Below are 12,802 nucleotides of genomic sequence, written 5' to 3' on the forward strand. Positions count from 1 at the left end.
CATCCCTGCTGGGTCATGCGGATACGGCATTCTTGGAACGCACTTACTGCCACCCGCAGGACGTGGCGAAGCGTCAGGCGGCAAACCTGATGCAAGATCTGCTGAACAACCAAAATCCGTGCTATGTTGCATTTATGAAAAATAAGAATAGAAAAGCCAAGAAGGCAGGTTAAATAAACAGCGGCACCGTCAGCAATGGCGGTGCCGTTTTTGTCAGTAATAGGTAAATTTTAAGCAGAAAGATTGTTGGGTGTGGTGATAGCTTTCTGTCGCAGTTGTCGGTATGCTTTGTAGTACCGCAGGTCAATAAAATAACACTAAGGAGCGTGCAAAATATGGCATCTATCAGAAAGCGCGGCAGCAACAGTTACTTGATTGTAGTATCTCGTGGGTATGACTACGAAGGGAACCGGCTGAAATCCGTACAGAAAACCGTCAAGCCACCCAAAGAGTATACTCCGAAACAAGCCGAGAAATGGGTAAAGGAACAGGCAATCCTATTTGAACGCGAGGTTCAACATACGCCGGAACCCATTAACCGCAGCATTACGCTGGCAAAGTACATTGAGCATTGGGTAGCTGATGTAGGACCGAAGAAGCTGGCGGACTCCACATTTCGACGTGACGAACAGGATATTCGCAGAATCTTGCCAGCACTGGGCAACTACAAGTTGACCGATTTGCGAAAAGAAGTAATCCGTGAGTTTTACGAAGAAAAGCGGCACACACCGCGTCTGGACGGCAGAGGAAATCTATCCGAGAAGTCAGTCGAAGGTTTACACAACACGCTGTGTGGCATCCTATCGGCGGCTGTGGACGAGGGATACCTTACTCACAATCCCGCATGGAGATGTTACAAACCGAAAGGGCAGAAGAAAGAACGGCCCGTAGCAGATGAGGAAACGGTTAAAAAGTTGATTACAGCGTTTGAAGGGCAGAGTATGAAATACGAAACCTATTTCAAGCTGGTGCTGGCAACCGGGCTGCGGCGTGGGGAAGCCTGTGGATTAAAATGGAATGACATCAACTGGCGCAAACGGACGATTCATGTTCAGCGAGGAGTCGTAAAGTTGAGCCACCAAGAGTCTATCACTAAGGACCCCAAGACTAGTAGCGGTGACAGAATGGTATATCTGAGCAAGGAAATGTGCCAGCTACTCAAGGCGTGGCGGAAAGAGTGTGAGTGGGATAGGCAGCAGACCGCAAACGAAACCGTGGACGAGGAGGACTACCTGTTCCGCCAGCCTAACGGCAAACCGATGAATCCCTGCACATTTACATATCGTTTCAAGCTGATCTTGAAAGCCAACAACTTGCCGCTGGATTTGAGTGTGCATAGCTTGCGCCACACCAATGCCAGCTTGCTGATTGCACAGGGGGTGGATGTGCGCACGGTTGCCAGTTTGCTGGGGCATGCACAGGCCAGTACAACGCTGGACATTTACGCCCACGCCTTTGACAAGAACAAACGCAAGGCGCAGGAGAAACTCGGAAAGGCGATTGGACTATGAGAAAAATTAAGCTGACACGCGCAAACAAAAGTATCCTGCTGAAAGCACTTGCACCTTATTATTACCGTGAAAGGGCGCTTGGGCATAGCACACAAGAAGTTGGAAAGCTAATACTGAAAATCAATGCTCTCCCAGCCGATAAAAAAGCCACTTTTTCCACAGAAGAAATTTTCCTTATGCGAAAAACTATAAACAGACTGAGAAATGAACGATTAGCAAAAGGTCAGTACACGGACGCGGCAGATGATATGCTACTAAAATTATTCTAAACCTAAATAACATTAAAACAAAAAACGCATTGCAAAAATACATTGCAATGCGCTTTTTTGTGCGCCCGAAGGGTTTCGCCGAGCCGCGCCCTAGAAACGCCCCACAGGGACGTTTCTGCCCCGCGGGACGCAAAACGCGGGGCACGGGCTATTCGAATCCGCTCTTTTACCGCCCCATAAAATCCATGCAAAACAAAAAGAGCAACACCCCATAAGGTGTTGCTCTTGGTGCGACCGGGAGGATTCGAACCTCTGGCCTTCCGGGTCGGAGAACTACGACAAGGCAGTATAGACCGACGATAAAGCGTAAATTTTGTTGGTTCTGCCCAACTGCTCCCAAAACCAGAAAAAGCCCATTGTTGGTTGTCACAACAGGCTTTTCTGGCATTTTACAAGGTAACTGCACAGTAGTGGTCAAATGGTGGTCAACGATTCGGGAAAAGTATGCGAGATAAAGTGGTGGTAACTTGAATTCTAAAAATCCTGCAATTCGCGCTAAAAAACGGGATTTCGCGCTAAAAAACAGAATACATTATCCGAAATGCTACAATATAGACAAAATAAACGCGGTCATGTTGGCAAGTATCATGCGATATGGTAGAAAGGAGGGCGCACTGCCGCTTCCCGCGTTCTTGAAGGGAGAAAAACGGATGATAAAACAACTTAAAAACAGATCCCGTGCATTTTATGGAACACTGATTTGCTCCGGAGTCTCGGTAATCACCATGATCGTGTATGCTGCGATCTATGCAAGCACACGCTTCATGGCTCGCGAAGCCCTGCTGTGTATGACAGGGGGCGTGCTGTTGGGCTTGGTGTTGCTGTTTACAAATCACGAACGCTTTGCACCATCGGCACTTCTGGTAGGAAACTTCTTGGGTTTACTCTTTTATATTTACCACATCTATTTTTTTGTATCCTCTGTAGTTACCGGTATTCAGTTTTCCGGCTTTCCGCCTGAGTTCTTTGTCAACGCCGTTATGTTTGGCATTGCGCTGGTTTTAAGCATAGTCTGCGTATTTTTGCCTTGCTCGTGCCCAAAGGAGGAAAACTGATGAAACAAAAGATTGCAAGAAAAATCCTGACCGTAACCAGTATGCTGCTGTCCGGCGTTATGGTCACAGCTACCGTGATTTGCAACGAAAATGCAACGGCCATCAGCAGTGTGCTGAATGTAAAAACCTTTGATGTTGTAGAGACCGGGGATACGAATCAGGATTCCGAATATTACAAGAGCAATTTTGATAATCTGACCGATCTTATCAATGCCGGTCATTCTAAGGCAACAGAGGTTTTGGAAGAAGGCGCTGTGCTGCTGAAGAATGAAAACGGTGCTCTGCCGTTGAGCAAAGGCAGCAAGGTTAGCCTGCTGGGCGTAACGGCATACGACCCTGTATATGGCGGTACCGGCTCCGGTAATATTTCTACCAGCGAAGCAACGGATTTTTGCAAATCTCTGCAGGATGCGGGGCTGGAAATCAACCCGGTTCTGACAAAGCAGTATACTTCCGAGGATTGGGCACAGTACAAGCGCAGAAATGCAGGCTCTTACAGCACCTCGCGGTTGCTGATCAATGAAGCTCCCTGGTCGGTTGTAGATGCTGCCGCGGGCGACTCGCTGGCACAATATGGCGATGCCGCTATTTTTGTGGTAGGCCGTGTCGGCGGCGAAGGCTATGACCTTTTGGGCATTACCGAAGACGGCATTGACAATCATGACGGCCTGGGCAAGGATTACCTAGGCTTGAATGCCAATGAATGGTCCGTTCTTCAGGGTCTGAAAGAGAAAAAGGCTGCCGGTGAAATTTCCCGCATTATTGTGCTGATTAACTATTCCAGCATGATTGAGGGCGATTTCCTGAACGACCCGGATATCGATGCTGCCTTGTGGGTTGGTGCGCTGGGTGTCGGCAATGAGGCCACCGGCAAGCTGCTGACTGGCGAGGTTTCTCCGTCGGGTCGTCTGCCGGATACGATGTGGGTTGATAACGCCAAAAACCCTGTAAATGCAAACTTCGGCAGCTGGGTCTATGAAAATGCGGGCGAGTACGGCATTTCTACGGAAAAGCCTAAAACGGAGACCGATCCCGAAAAGAACGGTGGATATTCTACCAGCGACATTACTCTTTCTTCCTATGTTGTATACCAGGAAGGTATGTACATGGGGTACCGCTACACGGAAACCCGTTACGAGGACTATGTCCTGGGCACAGCAAATGTAGGCGAATACAATTATGACGAGGTCGTGGCGCGGCCCTTTGGCTACGGGCTTTCGTATGCAGATTTTGACCTTTCCGATGTGAAGGTTGAAAAATCCGACGACCGCAATTATGTGGTTACCGCAACGGTAACCAATGTGTCCGATACCTACTCTGGCAAATATTCTGTTCCTGTGTATGTTTCTAAGCCGTATGGTCAGTATGCGCAGCAAAATGGGGTACAGGTTCCTTCGGTTGAGCTGGTCGGCTTTGAGAAAACGGATACATTGGCACCGGGTCAGAGCCAAAACGTGACGATCACGCTGGATGAAAAATACTTTACCTCGTACGATGCCTACAACGCCAAAGGCTATGTGTTGATGGACGGTGACTACTATGTAGCTGTAGGTGGCAGCGCCCACGACGCGGTCAACAATGTGTTGGCAGCAAAAGCGCAGAATGGCGTTTCTGTTGACACCAGCAAAATGACCGGAAATCCCGGAGATGCAACCAAAGTAGCAAAGTTCGGCTTGTCCTTTAACAAGGATAAGTATGCCTATTCGGATGCGGTTTCCATGATCGATGGCAGCAGCAACCAGCTGGTGACGAACTTGTTTGACTTTGCAGACATCAACCTCTATGAGGGACGCGGTGACAACCATACGGAGTATTACAGCCGTGACAACTGGAATGCTGTTTCCCTGGATATGGCCAACGGTCATCAAACACTGCTGATGACGGAACAAATGGCAAAAGAAATCTTTGCCCAGGTTCCCGAAGGCAGCGGTGAATACAATAACACGGCCGGTGTACCCGCACAGTTCAAGCAGCCCATCCCCAAGGACGATGGCACCTATCCTACCTACGGAGAAGATGCGGGTCTGATGCTGATCGACATGCGCTATGACGAGGACGGCAACGAAATCAGTTACTTTGATCCTGTGTGGGATACCTTTATGGATCAGCTTACTTGGGATGACACCGTAAAGCTGGTGTCTAACGGCTGGCATATGACGGAAGCTGTTGAAAGTGTTGCCAAACCGGAAACCAGCGATGAAAACGGTCCCAACGGCTTTGGTGGCTGGGCCTTCCGCAATGGATATCTTTCTAACCAGGGCATTGCCTACCGCATTGAAAAAGAAGCTGGTCATATCAAAAATGACGGCACCTTTACCGATGATGTGGATTCTAATGCACTGCGTAAAATGACCGGCTTCCCAGCAAACGGTATTTTGGCAGCTACCTTCAATAAGCAGTTGGCAAAGGAAGTCGGCAATATGATTGGCGAGGATGGTCTGTGGGCCGGCTGTTCCGGTCTGTACGGCATCGGCCTGAACCTGCATCGCTCCCCGTATACCGGACGTAGCTGCGAGTATTTTAGCGAGTGCGGAACCCTTACCGGTATGATCGGTGCCGCGGAATGCGCCGGCATTGAGGAAAAGGGCGTTCATGTCTACAATAAGCACTGCGCGCTGAACGATCAGGAAAACAACCGTCACGGTGTGGGTGTTTGGGCACCGGAACAGGCAATTCGTGAGTTGTACCTGCGTGCCTTCGAAATTCCCATCGAAGAGGGCGGAGCCTTCAACACCATGGCTTCTTTCAGCCGCTTTGGTGTGCAGAGTGCGGCAGCTTGCCCGGCTTTGGCAACCGACTTCCTGCGTGGTGAATGCGGCATGAAGGGCTTTGTTATCACGGATGCTTATCAGGATATGGACGGCAGCCAAAATATTGACCCCTACTATGAGCAGGTTTACGGCACCTTGGTTGGCGGTAGTGATCTGCCGGATGGTTCTACGCCTGCGACCCAAGGACACTTCGACAAATTCAAAACCGGTTACAGTGCCATGGCATGGGCCATGCGCCAGTCTGCTAAGCGCATTTGCTATCAGACCGTATGGTCCAGCGCGATGAACGGTATCTCCTCCAATACCCGTGTCGTAAGCCTGACCCCCTGGTGGCAAAAGGCTCTGTACACAGCGGATATCGTGCTGAGTCTGCTGTTTGCTGCCTCGCTGATTTGGACGCTGTACGCGTTGATCCAGGAGGAAAGGAAAACAGTTAAAAAAGCACAGAGATAAGCAGTAAAAACCGCAACAGGCCGCGGAGTCAGCGCGATACTGCGCTGACTCTTACGGCTTGCTGCTGTATTGAAACATGTGCGGCATGTATGATATACTGAGCAAAAAAGGGAGGGAAGCCCTATGTTGCGGGTGGCTGTGGTAGACGACGATGCGCAGGATCGCGCCAAAATTAGTGCCGGGCTGGATTTTGTCGCGGCGCAAAAGGATGTATCCTTCAGTATCAGCGAATTTGACTCGGGTGATCAATTCTTGGTGAAATACGAGCCGAATTATGACATCGTCTTTATGGATGTGGAGTTTCTTTCCGGTGCAAACGGTATAGAAGCAGCGCATCAGCTTAGAAAAATTGATAAAACCGTTGTGTTGGTTTTCGTTACCCGCATGGCACAGATGGCTGTGAAAGGGTACGAAGTAGATGCACTGGATTTTATCGTAAAGCCCGTGGACAACTATTCCTTTTTGCTTAAAATGACACGCATTTTGGACCGGGTCGCAATCCGACCCGATGATATGTTCTGCGTATGTGCAGAGGGTGAAATTATCAGCCTTCATATACGAATGCTGCGGTATTTAACGGTAGACGGACATTATGTTATTTACCACTCCAAAGAAGGAACCTTTGCGGAATACATCACCCTGAATGCAGCGGAAAAGAAATTGAATGATCCTGCTTTTTTCCGTTGTGACAGAGGGTGCCTTGTAAATCTGCGTTATGTAGAGCAAATCCGCAAAAGCACCTGCCTGGTAGACGGTGAGGAATTGCCGATAGCTAGGACTCAATTCGGAAAATTCAAGCAGGCGTATGCCCGATATTTGGGCGGCCTGATTGAGTAAGGAGGCGGAGAGATGGACATTCTGATTCGGTTCGATTATATCGTTGAAATCCTATTGGCTGAATGGGTGTTTTTACATATTTACCCGAAAAGACGTTGTTTTTTTGTGAGGCTGCTTGTAACCACTGCGGTTTCATTGGCAGTGGGCTACGGCTGTTATCCGAAAAGCATCAGCCAGCAGGTCGCAGCCATTGTTTTTGTACAGATGCTGTTTACGATTTTGGTTTCTGTTATAGGGATGTACGTGTGCTGTAAAGGAACCCTTTTGTCTGTTTTGTCAGCCTGTATTTCCGGTGTCGCAATACAGCATATTGGGCATCATCTCAGCCGGTTGATTTCCCTGTTACCGGGCATGGGAACCTGGAATCGATATATGGCGGCGGTCGTCTGTCTGTTTTTGTATGCGGTTGTGTTTTATTTTATTCATACCTCTCACATTAAGTTTTACGAGAACTACGATGTCTGCCTTACAGTGATATCGATTGTAATTGTATTGGTGTGCATTGGCATTACACGTTTTTCCCGCATGGGGGGCTACGGAGCCCAAAGTGAAAATCCGTACCTGACCATCAGTATTGCCTTGTATGCTATAACATGCAATCTTTTGGCACTGTTTATTCAATTCTTCCTCTGTCGGTTTATTCGGCTGAAAAGCGAATATGCCGTTTTGCAACGAATCCGTACAGAAGAAAAGCGCCAGTACGAAAGCAGCTGTGAAAATTCGGAGCTGATGAACCTGAAATATCACGACTTAAAGCACAAATTAACCGCACTGCAAACACGCTTGCCGGAAAAAGAAATCGAATCCATGCAGGAACTTCTGCAGGTATACGATACTACATACCACACCGGTTTGGATGTATTGGATATTATATTAAACGAAAAATGCCGCCAGGCACTGGCAAAGAAAATTTCCATTACCTGTATGGGTGACGGAAAAGCGCTGCGTTTTATGGATACGATGGACATTTACTCACTTTTTGGCAATATTTTGGAAAATGCCGTTGAAGCCGTAGAGAATATAGAGCCTGCGGAAAAACGTGTGATCAGCCTGACAATTGAACAAAGAGGTGAGATGGTTTTTATAGATGCAATGAATTATTGTGGAAATAAAAGCCTGACCTATGAGAACGGACTGCCCATCACAACAAAAACCACAGAATATGGGTACCACGGCTTTGGATTAAAAAGTATCCGCGCCATAGCAGAAAAATACAACGGCGATGTAGAAACCTCACTGACAGACGGTGTGTTTAAGGTCAACGTATACATGATGGTCAACGACAGCACAAACTAGAAGGAAAATCTTTTATATGCAAATAGTGGCACATATACCCGCAGTATGACTGATTACGGTATGCCTAAAAGCGACACCGTACGCTGTAATATATAAACGGGGCGCTGTGCAAGCCGTACCTGCTATGTCGGAATCGGCAAAAGCAGGGTAGACGGAAAATACATTTTTAGCCATTCTCTAATTCCTTGTTTTTTTCTCCTTGTGAAATCGGCTCGTTCATCATAGGCTATCTGCCGCAACAGATATGTCCTGCGGTGGGCGGGCTGATTTCCTTATATTTTTGTGCAATCAGGAGTAATTGCTTATGAATGAAACCAAAAACGGCAACGCGGTCAACCGCGCCAAACCTTATCAGCTGGTCTTGTTCCCGCTGAACAACGGTGCCACGAACGTGTATTACGTTCTGGTGCTGTCTTATATTGCGACCTTCGGCAGCAAGGTTCTGGCTTTGTCTATGATCTTTGCCTCCGTTATGGTCACGGGTATGCGTCTGTTTGACGCCGTCACCGACCCCATCATCGGTGCGCTGATGGATCGCACCAACGGCAAGTTCGGCAAGTTCCGCCCGTTCATGGTCATCGGCAACCTCATCATGGCCGTCAGCATTCTGGCGCTGTACTGCCTGACCCCGCTCATTCCCGACACGATGATGTGGGCGCGCTACGCCATGTTTGTGGCGCTGTACGCAGTGTGGGTCATCGGCTACACCTTCCAGACCAGCTGCACCCGTTCCGGGCAGACCGTTCTGACCAACGACCCCAAGCAGCGCCCGCTGTTCACGATTTTTAACACCGTCGGTTCTTTGCTGGGTATGGGCGCGATGCAGTTCTTCGCCCCCATTCTCGCCAAAAATTATGAGGGCGGCTACGGCTCTGCCGGGTTCTTCCGTATGCTGGCGCCTGTCGGCATCGTTATTTCTATCCTGCTCACCCTGCTGGCGGTCGTCGGCATCTGGGAGAAGGACCAGCCCAAGTACTTCGGCATCGGCGGCGAAAAGATCGAGAAGCTGAAAGTTTCCGAGTACGTTCAGATCATCAAAGAGAACAAGCCCATGCAGCGCCTGATGGTTGCCGGTGCGGGCTGCAAGCTGGCGCTTTCCATCGCCACCAACACCACCGTGCTGTGTATGCTGTACGGTTGCATGATGGGCAACTATGATGGGCTGTACCTGCCGATGATGGTGCTGGGTTACGTCTTTAGTGTCCCCTTCTTCCTGCTGACCGTCCGCACGAGCCAAAAGAAGGGCCAGAAGGCCAGCCTGATGCGCTATGTCAGCGTGGCGCTGGTGTGCTATGTCGGCGTGTTCGTCCTGCTGCTGCTCTGGAAGCAGGACAGCGCAGCCTTCAGCCTGAGCCTGCTGGGTGAGGGCGGACTGTCTATCAACCTGTACACGGTCCTGTTTATCCTGCTGTTCGGCATCGGCTACGGCGCGTACTACGCCACCGCCGATATGCCCATCCCGATGGTTGCCGACTGCTCTGACTACGAAACGTATCAGTCCGGCAAGTATATCCCCGGCATTATGGGGACGCTGTTCAGCCTGGTTGACAAGCTGGTTTCCAGCCTGTCCGCAACGGTTGTCGGCGTGGCTGTCAGCTTCATCGGTCTCGAGAGCCTGCCCACCCAGTATGACCCCTACACCCCCGGCATGAACGTGGTCGTCATCGTCCTGTTCTGCGTCATCCCGATGGTCGCCTGGGCGGCCACGCTCATCGCCATGAAGGGCTACAGCCTGACCGGCGAGAAGATGAAGGAGATCCAGGCCGTCAACGCCTGCCGCCGCGACGCCGTGGCAAACGGCATGAGCATGGAAGATGCTATGCGAAATTATGTAAAAATGGAGGATGTTCCTGACAGCTATAAATAATGGTGAAAAGATTTCACTTTATGAGCGTCGCAGGCGGTTGGATTACGGTTTTGTATGAGAGGCAGAATGATACCATTGGTAATCTCGCTTTTGAATTTTCCGTAAGCTCACATACCATCCGAAATGATATTCGGGTATTAGAATTGGAATATCCAATTTATACAAAGATGGGAGCGGGTGGCGGTGTGTTCATTCTGGATTCGAGCCGCTTGCAACAGCGATGGTTGACGGTACGTCAACGGGAACTACTTATGGATGTATGCGGTATTTTGGACGATGAGCAAACTTTGATGATGAAATCTATTATAGGCGGGTTGTCGCCTTAAAACTATTTAACGACGGCGCGAAAATGAAATCTTATTCTTCCGCTTCGGATTGAAGCAGTGCCTCGATATCTGCAGACAGGGGAGAAGAATGTGTAATCGTTGAGCCAAAAGACCATTGCAGTTTCCACTCAAAATACTTTTCATGGGTGATTTTGCCCGTATGATATCTGTACTGCATTACGGCGTAGGTGTTAAGTAGGCAATTCAGTAAGTCGTTCTCAGACCAAAGCATGGTTGGCTGTGTGTTGAACGGAACAGTTTTTGCGTTTGTCTGAATGACAGGCACTGTAGCACTGCCTATCTCAGCTGGACGTTTGTCCAAAGGCATGGTCAATGAGCATCTGAGAACATCCGGCATATCCTCATCCAACCAAAACAGTGTTTCCATAATACCTTCCAAATTGCCGGTATCCGGCTCCAGCAGCGCGCACTCCTCGACTTGGAGTGCCGCTGCTATTTTTTTTACCATATCCTCTTTCGGAACGCGAAACCCGGATTCATATTGTGCAATACGGTTGGCGGCACCATCGGTAAAGCCAACCAGTTCGCCTAACTCGCGCTGCTTCATGTGGCGGTGCAGGCGGATTCGTTTGATTTTTTCTCCGATTTTCATGGGATGACCTCTTTAGCAATTTTATGCTGTCATTATACCACATTGGAAAGAAAAATCAACAATTTGATAACATATATGTAAAATCGTTGACAGAAATACTGCGGTGGTGTATTATCAATACAACAGATATGATGTAAAAAACAAGTAAGGAGGTTTCCATATGAAATCCATGAAGTTACCCAAGAACCGCTGCGTGACGGTTTATTACTTTGAAAATTCTATTTGCAAGTAAACTTTGTTTACTTGCGCGTGGGCCGCCCATACAAAATGATTTATCATTTTTGTTGTAATGAATCAAATCTGATTCACTATTCAGAGGATGAGGCGTAAAAGTGAATCAAATCTGATTCACTCCTACATTTCGCCCAAACAAGCCCCGTGTGGGGCGGCAGCTCCGCATCGCACACGGACGCGACATCACCCGCAAAACCGCCGTTTGGCGCGTTTGTGGGGCTGTGGGGCGGCGCAAGCCGTACAACTTAACACTGGAGAGTAAAACTTACTACACACAAAATTACGATACTATGAGATAATAGATGTACACCAAACAAGAAAGGATGATGCAAATGACTTTTACGAAACTTCCGAAATCAATCACCGCAGAAGAACTCCTCTCTACGCCGCTGCCACCTGTAAAGTGGATTATCCCCGGTCTACTCCCAGCCGGATTGGCGCTGTTCGCAGGCCCCAGCAAGGCGGGCAAAAGCTGGCTGACCTTGTGGCTGTGTTTGCAGATTGCGCAGGGCAATCCTGTCTGGAATCGAGAAATAGAGCCACGCACCGTGGTTTATTTCTCGTTGGAAGATACATTTAACCGTCTGCAAAGTCGCATCTTCCAGCTGATCGATGGTGGTGATGCCCCGGAACGGCTGATTCTCCAAACGGAATGTCCGAGCATTGGGCAGGGGTTGGAAGAACAAGTCGAGGCGCTTGTCCATACATATCACGATGTTGGTCTAATTGTTATCGATACGCTTCAAAAAGTGCGTGTAAGCGATGGAAACGGTGGAATGTATGCAAACGACTACAAGGAGGCCGGTGCATTGAAAAAGCTTGCGGATAAGTATGGCATCTGCATTTTGCTGATCCATCACCTGCGCAAACAGAGCGCATCCGACCCATTTGATCAGATTTCCGGCTCCACAGGTCTTATGGGTGTGGCAGATACCAGCTGGGTCATGCAGCGCAAGCGAATGAGCCAGACTGCTGACATTTTGCTCACCGGGCGCGACATGGACGACAGGACGCTGCATTTGCGTGAGGAACACTGCGTCTGGACGTTGGAAGATGAAGAAACCGCAGAGGAACGAGAGATCAAGGCTGTGCCGGATTACTTGTGGAAAGCGGTGGAGTACATCGAAAGTGTGGGAAACTGGCAGGGAACGGCATCTGAGTTGCTTGAGGCGGCACACATTGAGGGAGTACAGCCAAATCAATTTACCTATAACATGGCGAAGTATTTCGATAAAGTATTTGAACCGAAAAACATCCGATATAAAACCCATCGAAAAAACAAGGTTCGCCTTTTGAGCTTCTATGGTGACGATGGTGACGGTGGTGACGATGATATTGACATAACTCAATTATCGGGGTGGGGTATCCCAGAAAGACCGTCACCATCGTCACCATCGTCACTCGGAGCGCTTGAGGGAAGCAAGCATGGGCGAAGTGTTGCCACAGGGCAACCCGCCGAAAAGCCTACGGGGACAGCCCCGAACCCCTGTGAGGCTGTTGGCGCATGAGAAAGCGCAGCGTCGGAATCAACGTCCGCGTCAGCGTCACTGAAAAGAAAAAGGTGACGATG

The 12,802-nt window shown here is 49.1% G+C and carries 10 protein-coding genes; 9 read left to right on the plus strand and 1 reads right to left on the minus strand.

Annotated features, from left to right (window positions below):
- Nucleotides 1–335: 335 nt before the first annotated feature.
- The 8 genes from B5D32_RS13650 to B5D32_RS13685 all read left to right on the plus strand — a co-directional run bounded on the left by B5D32_RS13650 (nucleotide 336) and on the right by B5D32_RS13685 (nucleotide 10,385).
- Nucleotides 336–1,511 carry a tyrosine-type recombinase/integrase gene (locus tag B5D32_RS13650; protein ID WP_078785526.1) on the plus strand — a complete coding sequence of 392 codons (1,176 nt, stop codon included), beginning with the start codon at nucleotides 336–338 and terminating at the stop codon, nucleotides 1,509–1,511.
- Nucleotides 1,508–1,780 carry a hypothetical protein gene (locus B5D32_RS13655; RefSeq protein WP_078785527.1) on the plus strand — a complete coding sequence of 91 codons (273 nt, stop codon included), beginning with the start codon at nucleotides 1,508–1,510 and terminating at the stop codon, nucleotides 1,778–1,780. The genes B5D32_RS13650 and B5D32_RS13655 overlap by 4 nt, the downstream gene beginning before the upstream one ends.
- A 467-nt stretch (nucleotides 1,781–2,247) precedes the next feature.
- Nucleotides 2,248–2,835 carry a hypothetical protein gene (locus tag B5D32_RS13660; RefSeq protein ID WP_143402779.1) on the plus strand — a complete coding sequence of 196 codons (588 nt, stop codon included), beginning with the start codon at nucleotides 2,248–2,250 and terminating at the stop codon, nucleotides 2,833–2,835.
- A complete protein-coding gene (locus tag B5D32_RS13665) occupies nucleotides 2,835–6,059 on the plus strand; it encodes a glycoside hydrolase family 3 protein (protein WP_078785529.1) in 3,225 nt (1,074 codons plus the stop codon). Before B5D32_RS13660 ends, B5D32_RS13665 begins: the two co-directional genes overlap by 1 nt.
- Nucleotides 6,060–6,182: 123 nt before the next feature.
- On the plus strand, nucleotides 6,183–6,896 hold the full coding sequence (locus B5D32_RS13670) for a LytR/AlgR family response regulator transcription factor (RefSeq protein ID WP_078785530.1): 714 nt from the start codon (nucleotides 6,183–6,185) through the stop codon (nucleotides 6,894–6,896).
- A gap of 12 nt (nucleotides 6,897–6,908) precedes the next feature.
- Nucleotides 6,909–8,192 (plus strand): ATP-binding protein, encoded by a 1,284-nt coding sequence (locus B5D32_RS13675; RefSeq protein ID WP_078785531.1) that lies wholly within the window; start codon nucleotides 6,909–6,911, stop codon nucleotides 8,190–8,192.
- Nucleotides 8,193–8,496: 304 nt separating this feature from the next.
- Nucleotides 8,497–10,059: an MFS transporter gene (locus tag B5D32_RS13680; RefSeq protein ID WP_078785532.1), complete on the plus strand. Its 1,563-nt coding sequence runs from the start codon at nucleotides 8,497–8,499 to the stop codon at nucleotides 10,057–10,059.
- Between the two features lie 20 nt (nucleotides 10,060–10,079).
- The gene (locus B5D32_RS13685; protein ID WP_159447061.1) at nucleotides 10,080–10,385 is read left to right on the plus strand and encodes an HTH domain-containing protein; all 306 of its coding nucleotides are present in this window, start codon (nucleotides 10,080–10,082) and stop codon (nucleotides 10,383–10,385) included.
- A 31-nt stretch (nucleotides 10,386–10,416) separates the two neighbouring features.
- Here B5D32_RS13685 and B5D32_RS13690 read toward each other — a convergent pair whose 3' ends face one another.
- Nucleotides 10,417–10,998 (minus strand): helix-turn-helix domain-containing protein, encoded by a 582-nt coding sequence (locus B5D32_RS13690; RefSeq protein WP_078785534.1) that lies wholly within the window; start codon nucleotides 10,996–10,998, stop codon nucleotides 10,417–10,419.
- A 536-nt stretch (nucleotides 10,999–11,534) separates the two neighbouring features.
- Between B5D32_RS13690 and B5D32_RS13695 the strand changes: the two genes are divergently transcribed.
- Entirely contained in the window at nucleotides 11,535–12,740 is a 1,206-nt protein-coding gene (locus tag B5D32_RS13695) for an AAA family ATPase (protein WP_078785535.1), read from the plus strand.
- Nucleotides 12,741–12,802 lie beyond the last annotated feature (62 nt).

The sequence above is a fragment of the Gemmiger formicilis genome (genome assembly GCF_900167555.1).
Lineage (GTDB): Bacteria > Bacillota > Clostridia > Oscillospirales > Ruminococcaceae > Gemmiger > Gemmiger formicilis.